21 protein-coding genes and 1 tRNA gene are annotated in these 18,183 nt (G+C 69.0%); 14 read left to right on the top strand and 8 right to left on the bottom strand.

Annotation, left to right across the window (positions count from 1 at the left end):
• Positions 1 to 2: 2 nt before the first annotated feature.
• Positions 3 to 803: a tetratricopeptide repeat protein gene (locus DEQ92_RS11685; protein ID WP_115805176.1), complete on the bottom strand. Its 801-nt coding sequence runs from the start codon at positions 801 to 803 to the stop codon at positions 3 to 5.
• A gap of 203 nt (positions 804 to 1,006) precedes the next feature.
• Between DEQ92_RS11685 and DEQ92_RS11680 the strand changes: the two genes are divergently transcribed.
• Complete coding sequence (locus DEQ92_RS11680) at positions 1,007 to 1,447, top strand: ester cyclase (protein WP_115820802.1); 441 nt, start codon at positions 1,007 to 1,009, stop codon at positions 1,445 to 1,447.
• Positions 1,448 to 1,880: 433 nt separating this feature from the next.
• On the opposite strand, the gene DEQ92_RS11675 is transcribed toward DEQ92_RS11680, so the two are convergent.
• A tRNA-Leu gene (locus DEQ92_RS11675) sits at positions 1,881 to 1,965 on the bottom strand.
• A gap of 41 nt (positions 1,966 to 2,006) precedes the next feature.
• Positions 2,007 to 2,351: a ferredoxin gene (locus DEQ92_RS11670; RefSeq protein WP_004975600.1), complete on the bottom strand. Its 345-nt coding sequence runs from the start codon at positions 2,349 to 2,351 to the stop codon at positions 2,007 to 2,009.
• A gap of 116 nt (positions 2,352 to 2,467) precedes the next feature.
• Here DEQ92_RS11670 and DEQ92_RS11665 point away from each other — a divergent pair, with 116 nt between their 5' ends.
• Entirely contained in the window at positions 2,468 to 3,823 is a 1,356-nt protein-coding gene (locus tag DEQ92_RS11665; protein ID WP_115820801.1) for a hypothetical protein, read from the top strand.
• A 55-nt stretch (positions 3,824 to 3,878) separates the two neighbouring features.
• Here DEQ92_RS11665 and DEQ92_RS11660 read toward each other — a convergent pair whose 3' ends face one another.
• Positions 3,879 to 4,397 (bottom strand): peptidylprolyl isomerase, encoded by a 519-nt coding sequence (locus tag DEQ92_RS11660; RefSeq protein ID WP_004975597.1) that lies wholly within the window; start codon positions 4,395 to 4,397, stop codon positions 3,879 to 3,881.
• 183 nt (positions 4,398 to 4,580) lie between these two features.
• Here DEQ92_RS11660 and DEQ92_RS11655 point away from each other — a divergent pair, with 183 nt between their 5' ends.
• The 4 genes from DEQ92_RS11655 (at position 4,581) to DEQ92_RS11640 (ending at position 7,384) form a co-directional block, all read left to right on the top strand.
• Complete coding sequence (locus DEQ92_RS11655; RefSeq protein ID WP_050459506.1) at positions 4,581 to 5,558, top strand: bile acid:sodium symporter family protein; 978 nt, start codon at positions 4,581 to 4,583, stop codon at positions 5,556 to 5,558.
• 89 nt (positions 5,559 to 5,647) lie between these two features.
• Positions 5,648 to 5,887 carry a DUF2892 domain-containing protein gene (locus tag DEQ92_RS11650; protein ID WP_004975593.1) on the top strand — a complete coding sequence of 80 codons (240 nt, stop codon included), beginning with the start codon at positions 5,648 to 5,650 and terminating at the stop codon, positions 5,885 to 5,887.
• A gap of 75 nt (positions 5,888 to 5,962) precedes the next feature.
• Positions 5,963 to 6,988: a succinylglutamate desuccinylase/aspartoacylase family protein gene (locus DEQ92_RS11645; protein WP_115820800.1), complete on the top strand. Its 1,026-nt coding sequence runs from the start codon at positions 5,963 to 5,965 to the stop codon at positions 6,986 to 6,988.
• Between the two features lie 39 nt (positions 6,989 to 7,027).
• Positions 7,028 to 7,384, top strand: coding sequence for a hypothetical protein (locus DEQ92_RS11640; RefSeq protein WP_050459508.1), 357 nt, complete (start codon positions 7,028 to 7,030; stop codon positions 7,382 to 7,384).
• Between the two features lie 34 nt (positions 7,385 to 7,418).
• On the opposite strand, the gene DEQ92_RS11635 is transcribed toward DEQ92_RS11640, so the two are convergent.
• Positions 7,419 to 8,501 (bottom strand): anthranilate phosphoribosyltransferase, encoded by a 1,083-nt coding sequence (locus tag DEQ92_RS11635; protein WP_050459509.1) that lies wholly within the window; start codon positions 8,499 to 8,501, stop codon positions 7,419 to 7,421.
• A gap of 108 nt (positions 8,502 to 8,609) precedes the next feature.
• On the opposite strand from DEQ92_RS11635, the gene DEQ92_RS11630 reads away from it, so the two are divergent.
• Complete coding sequence (locus tag DEQ92_RS11630) at positions 8,610 to 9,653, top strand: Lrp/AsnC family transcriptional regulator (RefSeq protein WP_115820799.1); 1,044 nt, start codon at positions 8,610 to 8,612, stop codon at positions 9,651 to 9,653.
• A gap of 70 nt (positions 9,654 to 9,723) precedes the next feature.
• On the opposite strand, the gene DEQ92_RS11625 is transcribed toward DEQ92_RS11630, so the two are convergent.
• Positions 9,724 to 10,593 (bottom strand): PHP domain-containing protein, encoded by an 870-nt coding sequence (locus tag DEQ92_RS11625; protein ID WP_004975586.1) that lies wholly within the window; start codon positions 10,591 to 10,593, stop codon positions 9,724 to 9,726.
• Between the two features lie 207 nt (positions 10,594 to 10,800).
• Between DEQ92_RS11625 and DEQ92_RS11620 the strand changes: the two genes are divergently transcribed.
• Positions 10,801 to 12,546, top strand: a complete 1,746-nt coding sequence (locus DEQ92_RS11620; RefSeq protein WP_115820798.1) for a Rieske (2Fe-2S) protein — start codon at positions 10,801 to 10,803, stop codon at positions 12,544 to 12,546.
• Positions 12,547 to 12,615: 69 nt separating this feature from the next.
• Here DEQ92_RS11620 and DEQ92_RS11615 read toward each other — a convergent pair whose 3' ends face one another.
• Complete coding sequence (locus DEQ92_RS11615) at positions 12,616 to 13,650, bottom strand: NAD(P)/FAD-dependent oxidoreductase (protein ID WP_004975584.1); 1,035 nt, start codon at positions 13,648 to 13,650, stop codon at positions 12,616 to 12,618.
• Positions 13,651 to 13,806: 156 nt separating this feature from the next.
• On the opposite strand from DEQ92_RS11615, the gene DEQ92_RS11610 reads away from it, so the two are divergent.
• The 6 genes from DEQ92_RS11610 (at position 13,807) to DEQ92_RS11585 (ending at position 17,600) form a co-directional block, all read left to right on the top strand.
• Positions 13,807 to 14,538, top strand: a complete 732-nt coding sequence (locus tag DEQ92_RS11610; RefSeq protein WP_004975583.1) for an HAD family hydrolase — start codon at positions 13,807 to 13,809, stop codon at positions 14,536 to 14,538.
• Positions 14,535 to 15,311, top strand: a complete 777-nt coding sequence (locus DEQ92_RS11605) for an aldo/keto reductase (RefSeq protein WP_115805168.1) — start codon at positions 14,535 to 14,537, stop codon at positions 15,309 to 15,311. The genes DEQ92_RS11610 and DEQ92_RS11605 overlap by 4 nt, the downstream gene beginning before the upstream one ends.
• Positions 15,312 to 15,396: 85 nt before the next feature.
• On the top strand, positions 15,397 to 16,101 hold the full coding sequence (locus DEQ92_RS11600; RefSeq protein ID WP_004975581.1) for an ATPase domain-containing protein: 705 nt from the start codon (positions 15,397 to 15,399) through the stop codon (positions 16,099 to 16,101).
• A gap of 13 nt (positions 16,102 to 16,114) precedes the next feature.
• Positions 16,115 to 16,531 carry a hypothetical protein gene (locus DEQ92_RS11595; RefSeq protein ID WP_004975580.1) on the top strand — a complete coding sequence of 139 codons (417 nt, stop codon included), beginning with the start codon at positions 16,115 to 16,117 and terminating at the stop codon, positions 16,529 to 16,531.
• 62 nt (positions 16,532 to 16,593) lie between these two features.
• Entirely contained in the window at positions 16,594 to 16,995 is a 402-nt protein-coding gene (gene msrB, locus DEQ92_RS11590; protein WP_004975579.1) for a peptide-methionine (R)-S-oxide reductase MsrB, read from the top strand.
• 332 nt (positions 16,996 to 17,327) lie between these two features.
• A complete protein-coding gene (locus tag DEQ92_RS11585) occupies positions 17,328 to 17,600 on the top strand; it encodes a hypothetical protein (protein WP_004975578.1) in 273 nt (90 codons plus the stop codon).
• 138 nt (positions 17,601 to 17,738) lie between these two features.
• On the opposite strand, the gene DEQ92_RS11580 is transcribed toward DEQ92_RS11585, so the two are convergent.
• Positions 17,739 to 18,167 carry a universal stress protein gene (locus tag DEQ92_RS11580; RefSeq protein WP_004975577.1) on the bottom strand — a complete coding sequence of 143 codons (429 nt, stop codon included), beginning with the start codon at positions 18,165 to 18,167 and terminating at the stop codon, positions 17,739 to 17,741.
• Between the last annotated feature and the right edge of the window lie 16 nt (positions 18,168 to 18,183).

Raw genomic sequence — 18,183 nt, 5'->3', positions numbered from 1 at the left:
CCCTACTCGCCTCGCTCACTGACGGCCGGGTCGTCGGAGCCGTCCGCGTCGGCGACTTCGCGGGCACCGGGTTCCGCGTCACGGGCTCGGTCCGGTTCCGATTCCTCCCGCGCTTCGGGTTCGGCCTCGGTCTCGCCTTCGACGAGGTCCGCTTCGAGGAACGCCAGGGACCGGTCGCGCTCGCCCCGGACCGAGCTATCGCGCAGTCCGAGTGAGATGGCGGTGTCGAAACAGCGGACGGCTTCCTCGTGGAGGCCGCGCTCGGCGAGGAAGAAGCCGCGGTTGTACCACGCCTGCGGGAGTCGCGGGTCGAGTTCGACGGCGCGCTCGGCGCGGTCGAGCGGCCCCGACGAGTCACCGAGTTCCCACAGCGCGTACGCGAGGTTCGTCTCCGCGGCCGCGGCGTGTTCGCCGTCGTCGTCGATGCGAAGCGCCTCGCGGTACGCGCCGATTGCCTCGTCGTACTCGCCGAGTTGCGCGTGGGCGACGCCCTTGTTCACCCACGCCTCGCACGCCGTCGGCGAGTCCTCGTCGGCGTAGGCGACCGCCCGACTGAAACTGTCGACTGCCTGTTCGTACTCCTCGATGGCGGCGTAGGCCAGTCCGACCTCGACGAGCGCCGCCGCGTCGACCGCCTCGGGGTCGATTTCCGCCTCGTCCACCAGCTCGGCGAGGGCGTGGTCGTCCGCGGGGTCGACGAGCCTCCCGTTCACCCGATACGTCGGCGGGTCGAGGTCGAACCCTTCGTAGGGGTCGCCGAACCCCTGTCCATCCGAGTAGCGGTGTCTACGCGTCGAAGCCATTCCTACACGTTGGCGGGGAACCGACATAACGTGGTCGGCGGTTGTGGCGTTTGCCCACCGACTCGCCCGCCAATCCGCACGTCACTCATATCCTCTACTGGGTGCTATCTGGTAGCACTACGCTATGTCCTCGCGGGTCGTACCTCACGACGGCGTCGGCGCGCGGTCGGGCGGGTCGCCGTGGTGACGCCGGGTGGGTACGCATGTCGACACGAACGGCCACAGAGGAGAACCGCACCCTGATTCGAACCGAGTTCGACCGGGCGTGGAACCGCGACGAACTCGACGCGCTCGACGAACTGTACGCCGACACCGTCTGCATCGCCACGACGCGAAGCGGGTCCGACGAGGCGCTCGTCGCGCGCGAAGACATCAAGGAACTGCACGGCGAGTGGGACGGCGCGTTCCCGGACGCGACGACCGAAATCAACGCGATGGTCGCCGAGGGCGACGCGGTGATGGTCTGGTGGACGCTCCGGGGCACGCACCTCGGGGCGTTCCGCGGCATCGAGCCGACCGGCTCGCAGGTCGAGGTCGACGGGTTCAGCTACCGCCGCATCGACGAGGGAACCATCGTCGAAGTGAAAGACGCCGCGAGCATGGCGACGCTGTTCTCGCAACTCGGCGTCGAACTACCGGCGTGAGAGCACCGTCGGGACCGTCACCGACGCAGATTTTTGCTACTCGTGCGACCGAATCCACGACGTCTCGTCGACGGTCGGCGAGAGCAGTAGACGGCGGGAGCTGAGGAGTGAGGGCAGTAGACGGCGGGAGCTGAGGAACCAGAGTGGTGGACGCGATGCAGGTTCTGAGAGGCGTGTGTGGGAGACGACTGGACGAGAGTTGAATCGAGCCGAGACGGTCGTCCTCGCTCCGCTCGCTCGCTGCGACTCGTCGGGTTCGAATTCGTCCGGACGCATCGCTCCGCCCACTATCGTTCGCAGAAGCGAGTGCGGGGGACGAGATTGTGAACCGTGCCGAGACGGTCTCCCTCGCTGTCGCTCGGGTGCTGCGACTCGTCGGGTTCAAATCTCTCTGGCCGCACTTGACACTCGTCACGTAGTTCCTCGGTACAAGTGCGGGGGACGAGATTTGAACTCGCGAACCCCTACGGGAGCGGATCTTAAGTCCGCCGCTTTTGGCCTAGCTCAGCCACCCCCGCGCACTCTCCCGTTCTCCGAGGGGGTGAAAAGTGCTTTCGCTTTACCAGTCGACCGAGAGGGTTCCGTCGCCGTGGGGGTTCGGCGATAGCTCCTCGTCTGTTCGGCGGTCGATGACGTGGATGACGCCGCGGCCCTTCTTCGCCGGGCAGACCTCCGCCGCCTCGATGTTCTCGTCGAGGTCGTCCTCACCGACGAAGTACGACTTAGCGCGGGCGAGACCGGTTTCGAGGTCCATCTCCCAGTTGTCGGCGACCTCCGCGCACCGGCCGGCCCCGAAGCACTTGTTCGCCTCGAAGATTATCTTGTAGGGCTTTTCGTCGACCGGCGGGGCGTTCTCGTCGGTTCCGAAGTCGCTCGGCTTCGGACGCTCGGACTCCTCGCTCATCGTCGGCCCTTGCCGCGCGGTGGTCTTTGCGCTGTCGGTCGCGCGGCGGGAGAAACCAACCCGAACCTCGGTGTGCGCCCGGTGATTCTTTCGCTATCGAGCCCTACTATCGGACGATGCGGCAGTCCCGTCGCTCGCGCTTCGGCGACCTGATTCGCGCCGCCAGTCCCAGCGACCGCCGCCGATTTCTCGCCGACCTCTGGACCGCCCGCGGGTGGGAGACGACCGTCGAAGACCGCCTCGTCGTCGCCCGCCGCGTCGACCGAATCGACCGAATCGCGGTCGCCGCTCGGTCTCGACGTCTCTTGTCGCCGCCGGTCCCGGACGAGACGACAGTCGTCGTCGCGCTCGGCGACCCCGAGCGGACCCGACGCGTGGCCCCTGACGACGCCCGCGTCCTCTCGGTCGACGACCTCTACGAACTCGTCCGATACGGCCTCCTCGGCGGCCGCGGCGACGAAGTCGTCGCCGACCATTTCGGCGTCCGCCTCGCCGACCTGCCGGCCGACGGTGGGGGCGGGGGTGCAGGGGGCACCGAGGGCGCAGGCGGCGCGCGGACCGGGCCATTCGCGTCCCTGCTTCCTCCCGCGCTCTCGTCGCTCCCGGTCGTGCCGCTTCTCTTCGTCGCGCTCCTTCTCGCTGCGGTCGCCGTGACCGCCGGGCCGGGCGGCGTACCGGTGCTCGGCGAGGCGCTCGGCGGCCAACAGCCGTCGGTTCCGACGCCGGCAGCGACGACGTCCGAGCCGACGCCGACGCCCGAACCGCGGACAGTCGCCCCCGGCGTGACCACCGCGGGCGTCGAGAACGCGACGCTCCTCGCGGCGGCCCACCGAAGGGCCGCGGCGAACCGGTCGTACCGGTGGACCCTCCGATACCGCGAGTCCATCGCCGGCGACGAGACGGGCCGCGAGGTGGAGGTCGTTCACGTCGAGGCCCCGCACGTCTACGTTTCTGAGGTCCAGCGCGCCGGGCGACTCAGGGCGTTCCCGCGCCCGACCGCCTCGGAGGACGCGTACGCCGACGGGACCACGCGCTACGCCCGCCGCCCCGCCGAGCCGGACGGCGTCGCCGCCCGCGTCCTCGACCCCGACGTGCGCGACGGTCCGGGGCGACAGGCCTCGCGCGCCGCCCGCTACCTCGAGTGGTACCTCTCGGCGGACGAGACGACGGTGACGCGCGTAGAGAGTGTGACGAACGCGACTGTCGAAGACGGGACCCCGCTGTACCGAATCGAGGGCCGCGACACCGACTTCCCGCGGTCACGCGACTATCGGGTCGAAGCGATCGTCGAAGAAGGCGGGTTCGTCCGCTCGATGCGCGTCACATACGAGACCCGCGACGGCCTCGGCGTCGAGGTCTGGTTCGCGTACGACGCGGTCGGCGAGACGACGGTGACGCGACCGGCGTGGCTCGACCGCGCCGACGGTTCGAACGGCGGTCGGACCGTCGTCCCAGCGAACGCGAGCGGGTAGCGTCCGTCGCGCTCGGTCGCGTGTCCGTCGCGCTCGGTCTCGGTGTTCGCGGCGCTTACTGCTCGACGTCGACCGATTCGAGGACCACGTCGGACACCGGCTTGTCGTTGCGGTCGGTCGGGACCGAGCCGATGTCCTCGACGACGTCCATGCCGTCGGTGACCTTTCCGAAGACGGCGTGCTTGCCGTCGAGGTGGGGCTGGGCGTCGAGCGTGATGAAGAACTGCGAGCCGTTCGTGTTGGGGCCGCGGTTCGCCATCGAGAGCACGCCGGGGCCGTCGTGGCTGAGGTCCGAGTGGAACTCGTCGTCGAAGGTGTAGCCGGGGCCGCCGCGGCCGGTCCCCGTCGGGTCGCCGCCCTGAATCATGAAGTTCGAGATGATGCGGTGAAAGAGGATGTCCTCGTAGAGGGGTTCGCCCTCCATCGTCTCGTCCGTCTCGGGGTGGACCCACGTCTTCTCGCCCGTCGCGAGGCCGACGAAGTTCTCGACCGTGTTCGGGACCTTGTCCTCGAAGAGTTCGACCGTGATGTCGCCCTTGTTCGTGTGGAGCGTGGCCGTTGGGTTGTCGCTCATACTCGACCCGTCGGGCGGGCGAGTGAAAACCGTGCCGCCTCGGGGTCGGCCGCGGCGCTGACACGACTCCGTCCGGCCCGCGTCTTCCGGTCGGTACCGCGGACTGTCACACCGACAGACGTTTCTCTCCCCCGCGACCGAGTGGTGTGAGATGACATCACAATTCGACGGAGGGCGGTCGGAATGAACGCCCGCTCGACCCTCGAACGGCTGTCGGAACTCGCCAACACCTACTTCGTCGGCCTCGTGCTCCTCGCGTCGGCCGCCGCGTTGGTCCAGCCGGACCTGTTCACGTGGATTGCGCCCTACATTTCGCCGCTTCTCGGGCTCATCATGCTCGGGATGGGGCTGACCCTGCAGCCCGTCGACTTCCGCCGACTCGCGGAGCGCCCGCGAGACGTGGCCATCGGCGCGCTCGCCCAGTGGCTCATCATGCCGACCGCCGCCTACGCGCTCACGGTGGTCCTATCGCTCCCGCCGGAGCTCGCGGTCGGCGTCATCCTCGTCGGCGCGGCCCCCGGCGGCACCGCCTCGAACGTCATGGCCTACCTCGGCAAGGGCGACGTGGCGCTCTCGGTCGCCATCACGACCGTCACCACGCTGGCCGCGCCGCTCGTCATGCCCGCGTGGGTCGTCGCGCTCGCCGGCGAACAGCTCCAGGTCGGCTTCATGGACCTGTTTCTCAACATCGTCCAAATCGTCTTCATCCCGGTCGTCCTCGGCTTCGCGCTCCGCGTCGCGCTCGACCGCAACGCGCCCGAGGTCGCCGAGGTCGGCCTCGACGTGTTCCCGCTCGTCTCGGTCCTGAGCATCGTCGCCATCGTCGCGGCCGTCGTCGGCCTCAACGTCGACACCATCCTCGGCGCGGGCGCGGCCGCCATCGGGGCCGTCGTCCTCCACAACGCCATCGGCCTCGGCACCGGCTACGGCACCGGCCGCCTCGCCGGCATGTCCGAGGACCGCGTCAGAACGACGACGTTCGAGGTTGGCCTCCAGAACAGCGGGCTCGCCGCGGCCCTCGCCCTGTCGTTCTTCTCACCCGCCGCCGCCCTCCCGCCGGCGCTGTTCAGTGTCTGGCACAACATCACCGGCCCGCTCCTCGCGAGCTACTTCTCCCGAAACGCGAGCGAACCGTCGGGTGGAACGCCAGCAGACGACTGAAACGCCCGAAAAACCCTCGTCATTCGCTATTACCCGTCAGTCGGGAATCTGCGCTGGGTTAATGTATTGCGGAGAACAAGCACTACTGCATGGTGCGAAACGTCGGCACGCTCGACCGAACTGTTCGCCTCGCGCTCGGCGCACTCCTCGTCGCTGGCGGCGTCGGAAGCTACGCGGGGCTGTTCTCGCTCGGGTTCGGACCGGTGCCCGCGGCGCTCGGGGCCGTGTTCGTCGCGGCCGTCGGCGTCATCCTGCTCGTGACCGGGTTTCGCCGGACGTGTCCGCTGTATCTGCCGTTCGGCATCGACACCTCGGACGACCGGAACTGACGCCCGGCATCGCCCCGCACCGCCCGCCTTTCTCGCTCCCCTAACTACAAGACACCCCACCGCGATGCGTCGGATATGCACACCGCGGAGACCGTGACGCTCACTCGCCTCCCCTCCGGCGTCCCGGTACAGACGACGGTTCACACCTACGAGCCAGCCGACGGGACAGACGGCCCGACGCTCTACGTGCAGGCCGCCCAGCACGGGCGCGAAATCAACGGCACCGAAGTGCTCCGCCGACTGCACGGCCGCCTCGAACGCGCGGAGCTTTCGGGCCGCGTCGTCGCCGTCCCCGTCGCCGACCCGCTGACGTTCGACCGCGTCTCCTACGTCACGCCCGAGGTGCTCGACTCCGTCAACTCCAACATGAACCGCGTCTGGCCGGGCGACCCCGACGGCTCGCTCCACCAGCGCATGGCCGCGAAGCTCTGGGAGTACATCGGCGACGCCGACGCCATCGTCGACCTCCACACCGGGAGCCCGGACATGCTCACCCACACCGTCTACCTCCGGGGCGACGAGGCCTCTCGCGACCTCGCGCGGGCGTTCGGCGTCGCCATCCTCCTCGCGGAGGCCGCGGGCGACGAGGCCGACGACGAGTGGACCGAACGGAGCTTCGACGGCAAGCTCCGCGTCGCGGCCACGAACGCGGGCATCCCCTCTATCACGCCGGAACTCGCCCACAACAAACAGCTCGTCGAGCCGGCCATCGTCGCCGGCGTCGAGGGCGTCCTCAACGTCTGCCGCGACATGGGCATCCTCTCGGGCGCGGTCGAGCCGTGGGACGGCCGCACCTACCGCAACCACCTCGGCCGCGTGCAAGCCGACGCCTCGGGGCTGTTCGTCGCCCGCGAGGACGTCGAACTCGCCCGCGAGGTCCGCCCCGGCGACCACCTCGGCTGGGTGTACGACCCGACCACCTACGAGGTGCTCCAGGAGGTCGAAGCCGAGCGCGCGGGTCTCGTCTACTCCATCGCCCGCGAGGCGACCGTCACGGCCGGCGAGACGCTCGTCGGCATCGCGCTCCCGCTGGACGCCGACGAGGGAGACGCCGAGGATGGCGACCCCTTCGACGAGGCCGACGGCGACCTCGACATATAGGGCAGAAGACACTTATCTACACTCGACGGTCGGGTTCGTATGGACCGCCGCGCCGCGCTCTCGCTCCTCTCGATTCTCCTCGTCGTCGCCGCGGGAACCGTCTTCGTTCTCGATAGCGAGGCTCGGCGGCGGGCGATTGCGGCGGAAGAAACGCGCCTCGGGACCGAGCTGGCGTCCAGCGAGTGCGTCACGACGTACGGCACGTCGGCGACCGTCAGCGACGAATCGGCGTCGGTCGTCGGTCGGAGCCTCGACGGCTGGACGGTTCGCGTCTCGCACCCGTACTGGTACAGCACGAACCGGTCACACGGCGACACGTCGTCAGAATCGGTCTACGTCGTGGGGCCGGATTCGGTTCGGTACGCGGGCGGCGAACCGGTCGGGCCGGCGTGTTGAAGCGAACGCCTTCGAGTCGGCTGCGACTGCGAGTTCAGAACTCGCGCAGGTCTTCGAGCACGGCTTCCGCGTCGCCGGAGGCGATGGCGTCGCGGGCCATGTCGAGCCCCTCGTCGATGGTTTCGGCGTCCTCGCGGGCGTAGATGCGGAGCGCCGCGTTGAGGGCGACGGCGTCGGCGAAGCGGTCCTCGCGGTCGCCGGCGAGCACGGCTTCGGTGATTTCGGCGGAGTCGCCGGCCACGTCGTCCTCGTCGACGCCGAGGTCGTCGTACTCGAAGTCCATGCCGTACTCGGCGGTCTCGATGTCGAAGTCGTCGAAGGTGGCCTCGCCGTCGTCGCCGGCGGTCCACTCGGCGACCTTCGTGTAGCCGGGGCGGATGTCGTCGTAGCCCTCCATGCCCTGGAACATGAGCACGCGGTCGAGGTCGTGGTGCTCGCTCGCCTCGAAGGTGTTGACCATCTTCTTGGCGAACGCGAGGTGGTAGAACGAGCCGAGGTGAACCGAGGCGTTCGCGGGGTTGGCGATGGTCTCGATGGTGTTGACGAACGTCCGGACGCCCATGTTGTCGCGGCGCTCCCAGAGGGCGTGGATGGCGGGGTTAAATCGCGGCTGGTAGTAGAAGCCGAAGCCGGTGTCGTCGACCATGTCGGCGGACTCGTCGGGGTCGAGCTCCGTGCGGACGCCGAGTTCGTCGAGGACGTGCTTGTAGGCGTCCTGCTTCTGGGTCGGGACGCGGTCGCCGGAGTGGACGACGACGGGCGTGCCGGCCGCGGCGGCGACGACGCCGGCGGCGACGCCGAGGATGGCGGTCTTGCCCTTGCCGTCGTAGTTCGCGCCGCAGTCGACCGGGTCGGCGTCGGGTTCGGCGTACTCGACGTGTTCGGCCATCACGTCGGCGTAGGCGGCGAGTTCCTCCGCGTTGTTGTGCTTCCAGCGGTTGGCGAGCCAGAACGCGCCGAGCGTCGTGTGGTCCGGTTCGCCGGCGAGGATGCGGCGCATCGCCTCGGACGCCTGCTCGCGACTCATGTCCTCGGCGGACTTCGTGCCCGTGCCGACGACTTCCGTCATCAGACGCTTCAGCGGCCATTCCCCGAACTCGCTGTCGACTACTGCCATGCGCCTGTGTTCGGGCGAGCGGTCAAAAAACGTCCCGTTCGGTCCCGCCGGCCGGGACCGACGACGCCGTCCGAAAGCGATAGGCTTCCCGACTCCTAACGCCGGGTAATGAGCGCGTTGTCGGACGATTGGCGGGACGGCATCGACGAGGTCGATGCGGCGCTTATCGACGAATACCAAAGCGGCTTCCCGGTCGAACAGCGGCCGTTCCGCGTCGTCGCCGCGGAGTTAGGCATCGACGAGGACGACGCCCTCGACCGCGTCCGTCGGCTCCGCGAAGACGGTATCTTCCGGCGATTCGGCCCGGTGCTCAATCCGCCCGTCATCGGCAGTTCGACGCTCGCGGCCGTCTCGGCCCCCGAGGAACGCTTCGAGGAGGTCGCCGAACTCATCAACGGCTACCGCCAAGTCAACCACAACTACCGCCGCGCCCACGAGTGGAACATGTGGTTCGTCGTCACCGCCGGTTCCCGCGAGACGCGCGACTGCATCCTCGCCGAAATCGAGGAGCGGACCGGCTGCGAGGTCCTGAACCTCCCGATGCTCACCGACTACTACATCGACCTCGAGTTCCCCATCGTCAACGACGACCGCTTCGCCCGCGAGAGCCTCGGCGAGACCGACGTGAGCGCCACCCGCATCTCCGAGGACGCGACCGGCGACCTCTCGTCGCTCGAAGCCCGCCTGCTCGTGGAGATTCAGGGCGGCTTCCCGCTGTCGAAGACGCCCTACCGCGACGTCGCCGACGCCCTCGACGCCGAGGTCGACGACGTGCTCGTCGCCGTCGAGCGCCTGCTCGCCGACGGCTGTATCAAGCGCATCGGCTGCGTCGTCAACCACATCGTCACGGGCTTTCGGAACAACTGCATGGTCGTCTGGAACGTCCCCGACGACGAACTCGACGCCCGCGGCGAGGCCGTCGGGAGCCTCCCGTACGTCACGCTCTGTTACCACCGCCCGCGCCGCCCCGAACAGGGCTGGGAGTACAACCTCTTTACCATGATTCACGGCCGGGACGCCGACGCCGTCGACGAGAAGATAGACGAACTGGCCGACGACCACCTGCCGTTCGACCACGAGCGACTCTACTCGACGGCGAAGCTGAAACAGACCGGCGCGCAGTACGAGGAGCTCGTGGGCTCCGACGACTGAGGACAGGACAGACCAAAACCGAACAAAACTCGCTTTTCGACGTCCGCGCCGTCGTCCGCGGTACTGCCCGCTACCGCGAGAGCGGCGACAGCCGGTAGAGCATCCGCGCGGCCTGCGCGACGCCGGTCTTCGCCAGCGACCCGCTCTTGAGCGCGCCGAGTTTCGCGTAGTAGCCGGACTTGAACGCGCCCTTCTTGGCGAGGAGTGCGCTCCCGAGCGCCCCGCGTTTGGCGTAGTACGCGGACTTCCGGCCGGCCGCGCCGGCGTAGTGTTGCGTGCTCGTCGGAATCGGCGTCCGCCGGCCCTGCACCTCGGTCGAGCCGCTTCGGATGGCGTCTAAGATGTCGTCGCCGCTGAGGGAAGCCCGCGACACGTCGGGGATGTCGATTTCCGTGTAGGCGCGGCCGACGTACCCGACCTTGTGGGCGTCGCTCCCGGCGACGCCGGGGTACTGGCGCTTCGCGGCGAACCGGCGGGCGCGGCGGTTCTTGTACCCCGTGAAGAGCCACGAGTTGTACGTCTCGATGGCGTCGAAGGCGTCGCCGCCCGCGGCGTCGTGATACCGGCCGAGCCGACGGCGACCGATACCGTGTCGGCTCCGCTGGAAGGGGTGCGGGACGATGGCGACGCCGCCGCGCTCGCGCACCCAGCGGGCCGTCTCGTCCAACGGGCGACGCCGCGGCGGAAGCTCCTCCACGCCGAGCGCGAGGAGGTGGCCGTCGGCCGTCGAGACTTCCACGCCGGGGATGCCGACGAGGCCGTACATCGGCGCGAGTTGCGCCGCTCGGAGCGACTCGTCGATGACGTCGTGGTCGGTGACGACGACGGCGTCCAACCCGATTTCGGCGGCCTGCTCCAAGATGAGCTCCACCGGGTCGTGCGCGTCGTACGAGCCTTCCGAGTGCACGTGGGGGTCGATGCGGACGGTCAGCGCGGACACGACTCCTCGTTAGGCCTCGGCGACGAAAAAGACACGCCCGAATCGTGCTAGCTCGCGGCACGGCGGTTCATCGGTCGGTGAATCCCGAATTCACTCGAAATCGGCGGTGAGAGGACCTCGGATGCGGAGTTTCCGGGAACACATCACGTCGCCGACGTAAATTCGCTTCAGCGAATCTTTAGGAATTATCGTGTCGAACGTGTGCACATGGCATCCGAAGACCGCTTTCGCCCCGCCGTCGACCTCGCGGACCTCCGCGAGTCCGGCCGCGAACTGGTCGCGCTGGACGGTCGCTCTATCGCCCTCTTCGACCACGAGGGGTCCGTCAGAGCCGTCGACAATGCTTGCCCGCACATGGGTTTCCCGCTCGCTCGCGGCTCCGTGGACGAGGGCGTGCTGACCTGTCACTGGCACCACGCCCGGTTCGAACTCTCCTGCGGCGACACCTTCGACCCGTGGGCCGACGACGTGCGGACCTACCCCGTGGAGGTGCGCGACGGGACGGTTTACGTCGACCCGAACCCCGACCCGGACGAACCGCCGGCGGTCCGCTGGTCGAACCGACTGGAAGACGGCCTCGAACAGAACCTCCGACTGGTCGTCGCGAAGTCCGTCATCGGCCTCCTCGACGCCGACGTCGAGCCGACGGAGCCGCTTTCGACCGGCGTCCGGTTCGGCTGTCGCTACCGGCGCGACGGCTGGGGGTCGGGTCTCACTATCCTGACCGCGATGGCGAACGTCCTCCCCGACCTCGACCCCGACGACCGAAAGCGCGCGCTCTATCAGGGACTCGTCCACGTCGCGGGCGACGCCTCCGGCGAACCGCCGCAGTTCGAACAGGACGCCCTCGGCGCGACCGACACCGACTTCGACCGCCTGCGGTCGTGGTTCCGCGAGAACGTCGAGGTCCGCGACCCCGACGGGGCGGAGCGCGTCCTCCGGACCGCAATCGCGGCCGGCCGCGACGACGCCGAACTCGCCGGCATGGTCGCCGCCGCGGCCACCGACCACCGATACCTCGACACGGGGCACGTCCTCGACTTCGTCAACAAGGCCTGCGAGGCGCTCGACCACGTCGGCTGGGACCGCGCCGACGAGGTCCTCCCGAGCCTCGTTCGCGGACTCGCCCGCGCCGACCGGGCCGAGGAGTCCGCCGAGTGGCGTCGCCCAATCGACCTCGCGGGAACGCTCGACGACGTGTTCGACGACCTCGACGACCACGCCGACGCCGGCGCGGGCGAGACGTGGTCCCGACCGGACGGCCTGCTCGACACCCTCCTCGGCGACGACCCGCACGCCGTCGTCGACGCGCTGACCGAGGCGATTCGAGGCGGCGCGACGCCCGCCCAACTCGCCGATGTCGTCGCCTTCGCCGCCGGCACGCGGGTCGCGCGCTTCTCGACCACCAACGAGTTCGGCGACTGGAACACGGTCCACCACACGTTCACCTACGCCAACGCGGTCCACCGGCTCGCCGAGCGGACGGGCGCGAGAGAACTCTACCGCGGCGCGTTCGACGCCGCCGTCAACGTCTACCTCGACCGGTTCCTGAACACGCCCCCGGCCCCGCTTCCCGACCCGACGCCCGACGCCGACCCGGCGGAAGCACTCGAAACGCTGTCCGCGGCCTTCGACGCCGAGGGGCGGGTGAACGACGCCGGACGGGCGACCGCGGGGTTCCTCGACGGCGGCGGCGACCCGGCGAGGCTCCGCCGCGAACTCGGGGGCGCGCTGCTCCGCGAGGACGCCGGCTTCCACACCTACCAGGCGCTCGAAGCCGGGTTCAGGCAGGCGGCGACGCGGCCGCCCGAGGAGGCGCGGACGCTCCTCGTCGGCGTCGCGCGCTACCTCGCGGCGCACTCGCCGACGCGCCGGGAGCGAGAACAGACGTTCGGCATCGCCGCGCGGCTCCAGCGCGGCGAGTCGGTGTACGGCGAAGACGTCGACATCTGAGGCCGCGTCGGGGTCGTCGCGTCGACCTCTGACGTCGTCGGCGAGGTCGTCGCAGCCGGCTCTTTTCGACTACTGCTCGGCGATTCGCTCGCCCGCGTCGACGCCGCTCCAGAGGGCGGCGTGGACCCGGCCCTCGCCGACCGTCCAGTCGCCGGCGAAGTAGAGGCCGTGGGGCTCCCCGCGGCGGAGTATCTCGCGGTCGGCGACGCCGTCGGGGAGGGCGTACCGCCAGCCCTGGTCGTCCACCCAGTCGGGGTCGCGCAGGCGCTCGTCGTCGAGGAGTTCGGCGACCATCCCGGCGACCTCGTCGGCCGCGTCGTCGAGGGGGTCGTCGTAGTGCGCCTCGGACCACTCGGGGCTCGGTTGGACGACGAGCAGGCTCTCGCCGTCGGGGACGTGGCCCTCCTTGCACTCCTCGCGGGCGACCCAGCCGACGGGATGGGTCTTGTCGGGGTTGACGAGGGCGTACCACGGCTCCTCGCGCTCGAAGGGGTAGTGGAGGACGACGGTTCGAACCGTCCGGTACTCGACGCTCCCGATGGCCTCGCGGAGCGCGACCATGCACTGGTCGCCCCAGCCCATCTCGGTCAGAATCGCGGCCGTCTGCGGGGCCGGCGGCGTCAGCAGCACCGAGTCGAACGGGCCGTGGCGCGTCCCCGACTCGTCGACGACGGACCAGTAGCCGCTGTCGGGGTTGTGGTCGATGGCGGCGACGCGCGTCTCGCGCTCGACGGTCGCCTCCGTCTCCGCGAGCAGGCGCTTCGCCAGTTGGGTGATGCCCTCGGTCCACGTCCACTTGTGTTGGTCCCGGTGGTCGCCCTCCGAGATGACGCCGTCGCCGTCGAACGTCCAGACCGGCTCGTCGATGTTGACCAACCCGTCCGCGCCCAGTCCGCGGACGAGCTGCGCCGTTCGGCGGTCGTAGTCTTTCACGTAGTTCGCGCCGTGGTCGTACCGACAGCCCTGTCGGCGGCGCGTCGCGGCGCGACCGCACACCCCGCGGCTCTTCTCGAGAATCGTGACGTTCGCGTTCGCGTCGCGGAGCGCGTAGGCCGCGCCAGCCCCAGCGGCCCCGGCTCCGACGATGCACACGTCGCGAGTCATCTCGCCACCCCGCGTGTGAGTCCAGCCAGCATTGGTCAGACGTGAGGCTTCGAGGCGCTAAAAGACTCGCAACGCGGCGGGATTGGGGACCGTGTTCGCGCTCGCGGCCGCGGCCGGAGGCGAAAACGATTCACGTCGCGCCGCCGGAGTCCGGGTATGTACGACTCGGTCATCTTCGACCACGACGGCGTGTTGACCACGCTCGTCGAACTCTCGCCCCTCCGCGACGCGACGTGGGACGCCTTCGCCGAACTCGGCGTCACCGACCCCGACCCGGACCACGTCGAGCAGGTGGTCATCCACGTCTCTCCCGAGGACGTGCGCGCCGCCGCCGAGCCCTACGACCTCGACCCCGAGACGCTGTTCCGCGTCCGCGACGAACGCCAGTCGGCCGCCCAACGGCGGGCCATCGCCGACGGCCGGAAAGTCCCCTACGACGACTTCGACGCGCTCCGCCGCATCGACGCGCCGATGGGCATCGTCTCCAGCAACCAGCAGGCCACCATCGACTTCGTCGTCGACCACCTCGACGCCGCGGACCTGTTCGGCACCGCCTACGGCCGCGAGCCCTCGATGACGAGCCTCCACCGCAAGAAGCCCGAACCCTACTACCTCGAACGCGCCATGGCCGACCTCGGCGTCGACTCGCCGCTGTTCGTCGGCGACAGCGACAGCGACATCGCCGCCGCGGAGGCCGCGGGCGTCGACTCCGCGTTCATCCGCCGGGGCCACCGCGCCGACCACACGCCGACGCCCGACCCGACCCACGAAATCGCCGGCCTCGACGACCTGCTCGAACTCGACGGCGTACCCGTCGTCGGCGACGCGTCCGCCGCGTCTGGTCCCGCGGCCGACGGCGGCCGCGAGGGCGGTGAGTCGTCTCGATGACCCGGTCGCTCCCCCGCATCGGTCTCGGGACGATGGGCCTCGACACGCCCGACGAGGCCGCCGCCGTGACGACGGCGCTGGAGCTTGGTTATCGCCACGTCGACACCGCACAGATTTACGGCAACGAGGCGGTCGTCGGCGACGCGCTCGCGGCCGCCGACGTGCCCCGCGAGGACGTGACGCTCGCCACCAAGGTCTGGGCGGACAGCCTCGCGCCCGCCGACGTTCGCCGGACGACCCGCGAGAGCCTCGACCGGCTCGGCGTCGACGACGTCGACCTCCTGTACGTCCACCGCCCCATCGACACCTACGACCCCGAGGCGACGCTTGCGGCCTTCGACGAACTCGTCGACGACGGCCTCGTCCGCGGCGTCGGCGTGAGCAACTTCACCGTCGCCGAGGTGGACGAGGCGCTCGACCTGCTCGACGCGCCGCTCGTCGCCCACCAGACGGAGTACCACCCGCTGTTTCAGCGCCCCGAACTCCTCGACCACGCCGAGGAACGCGGTTACGACGTGGTCGCGTACTCGCCGCTTTCGGGGGGCCGCGTCCGCGACGTGGACGAGGTCGTCGCGGTCGCGGAGAAACACGACGCGACGCCCGAGGCGGTGAGCCTCGCGTGGCTGGCCGAAAAGGGGCTGTGTCCCATCCCGAAAGCGTCCAGCGAGCGCCACCTCCGGGCGAACCTCGACGCCGTCTCGCTGGAACTCGACGCGGCCGACGTGGCGGCCATCGACAGTATCGAATCTGAAGTCGAACTGTTCCCCGAGTGACGAGTCGTCCGCCGGCGCCGTCTCGAAGTCTCAATTTCGATACTAGTCCCGGAACGATTATAATAAGACGGGCGAGTGTCCGACCATGCGGATTCCGAGTGGGGTAAGCGGGTTCGACGAGCTCATCCAGGGTGGCTTCCTCCCGCGCCGACTGTACGTACTGAGCGGACCGCCGGGGAGCGGGAAGACGACGTTCACGGCGCAGTTCATGGCCGAGGGGCTTCGTAACGGCGAGAAGTGCATGTACATCACCATGCACGAGACCGAAGACGAGCTGATAAACGACATGTCGAGTTTCGACTTCGGCTTCGAGACGCTGGCCAGTTCCGAGGGCTTTCGCTTCATCAACCTCGTGAGCCCGAAGGGGAAACACATCCTCAACCAGTTCTCCCAGACCGGGGGGTCGTCGAGCGTCCAGAGCCTCACCGACAAAATCGTCGCGTTCGTCAACTCCCGGCAGGTCGACCGCCTCGTCATCGACTCGACGATGTTGCTCCGGCTGTTTTTCGCCAACGGCTCCGAGGAGATGACGCGGTTTCTGACGGCGCTCAAGCAGGGCGACGCCACGACGCTTCTCATCTCCGAGATGACCGACCCCTCGTCGTACTCCGACGAGCACTTCCTCGCTCACGGCGTGGTGTTCTTCCACAACTATCTGGAGGCGACGGGGATGACGCGCGGCATTCAGGTCATCAAGATGCGCGGGACGAACATCGACTGCGACATCCGGTCGCTCGACTTCACCGACAACGGACTGGTCGTCGACCCCCGGTCGAAGGTCGACCTCTGAGGTAACCACAACAATGTACGAACGGGTCTTCGGAACGGACTGGCGGACGATTTCGGACGAGGAGGCCATCCGCCGGATGTACGCCCTCGGCGTCTCCAGCGCGCTCGGTCACCCGAACCGCGGCGAGTTCGAGCGCATCCGCCGGCAGGCCGGCACGGCCTACGGCCGGAGCGTCCTCCAACTCGCCTTCGAGGAGGGGAAACAGCGGGTCGCCCGCAACGAGTCGGAGTACGACTCGAAACAGGACGTCTGGGAGGCGCTCGTCGACGAGGAGACATCGCCCTCCACGGCGGGGCGCGCCGACGTGACGATGCAGAAGCCGACGGACAAACAGGGCATTCCCAAAGCCGTCGGCCGAGCGTCCGTCCTCGACGGCGGCGGCGACGACTTCTCTCGGATTCGGCTGCCGGAGTTCCTCCGACGCGGGTAGCCGACCGACCTCCGACCCGGGTAGCCGACGAGCCTTTGGGCGTTCGAACCCTCTTTCGACGTATGAGCGATAGCGAATTCAGCCTCTCGGAGTCAGAGTGGCGCGAGCGACTCTCGGAGGACGCCTACCGCGTCCTCCGCGAGCAGGGGACCGAGCCGCGGTTCTCCGGCGAGCACGTCGACCGGAGCGACGACGGCGTCTACCGCTGTGCCGGCTGTGGGACCGAGCTGTTCGACTCGGAGACGAAGTACGACTCGAACTGCGGGTGGCCGAGCTTCTACGCCGCCGAGGACTCGAACATCGAGCTTCGACGCGACCTGAGCCACGGGATGGACCGCACCGAGGTCGTCTGTTCGACCTGCGGCGGCCACCTCGGCCACGTCTTCGACGACGGCCCGGAGCCGACCGGCAAGCGCTTCTGTATCAACTCGGTCGCGCTCGATTTCGAGTCGGACGAGGAGTAAGACTCGGCGTTCGGAGACCGGACCGACGCACTCGCCGCCGCCCTCACGCCGCCCTCACGCCGACCGCCGATGTGCGTCTGTCGGGGTCTGTTCTCTGTTTTCCTCGTCGCCCGGGGACAGAAGAGCCGGTTCCGAACCAGACCACGGCTTCGCGGTGCATCCGCCCGAGGTTAGGCTCGACTTAGGCCGAAAACCGCCCGACCGTCGGGTGCGAGCCGACGGTGCCCGCGCCACGTCGAGAATCGCGGTATCACGGCGGTAGGGCGGGTCTAACGCTCGTCTCCTGCGAGTAGCCGACACGTACCAAATTAGGATGGCGACGTACGAGAGGTATGTCTCGCAGCTACCCGGTTCGCCGCCATCCGACTCGGCGGAGTCCCCCGTTCACGCCCTACGCCCTCGTCGTCGCCGGCCTCGTAACGTTCTGTATCGCCGTCCTCGCCCCCGTCGCCGACCTCTCGGCGGGCATGTCGGTGATGAACGTCGCCGCCAGCGGGACGACCCCGACGCTCGACGGCGGCACGCTCGTCCTCAGCGGCGGCCTGCTTCTCATCAGCGCCGCCTCGACGTTCTTCGGCGTCCTCCTGTTGCTCCTGCGACTCTGAATCGAGGGGGCCGGGCCGGAAACGCGACGAGAATCGGGGATTGACCGACCCCGGCGAGAATCGGGGACAGACGCGAGACACGGGACCACGGAACCCGCTTTACGGTTGCGACGCACTCGCTCGCCCGGCGCGGGCGGATTACCGCCGCTCGATGGGGGTGGCGAGCACGGGAATCTTCGACTGGACGACGACCGACCGCGAGACGCTTCCGAGGATGTTGTCCTCGAAGCGCGCGTGGGTGCCCATCGAGATGAGCGCCGCGTCTATCTCCTCGGCGAACGCGAGAATCTCCTCGGCCGGGTCGCCGCGGCGGAGTTCCGTGGCGGCGTCGACGCCGTACTCGGCCATCGTCTCGGCGGCCTCGGCGAGCGCGGCTTCGCCCTGCGACCTGAGTTCCTCGTACACCTCGTCGACGCGCTCGTCGGCGAGCGTCAGGAAGGCGCGTTCGTCGACGACGTAGAGCAGGGAGACGGCGGCGTCGCGCTCTGCGGCGAGTTCCGCGGCGTCTTCGACGACCGGCTGCATCGAATCGCTCCCGTCTATCGGCACGAGGATTGTGTCGTACATCAACTGGGAGTTAGGC

This window comes from Haloferax sp. Atlit-6N (assembly GCF_003383195.1).
Lineage (GTDB): Archaea > Halobacteriota > Halobacteria > Halobacteriales > Haloferacaceae > Haloferax > Haloferax gibbonsii.
The sequence above is the reverse complement of the archived record's forward strand: the minus strand, read 5'-3'. Positions and strand labels throughout refer to the sequence as shown.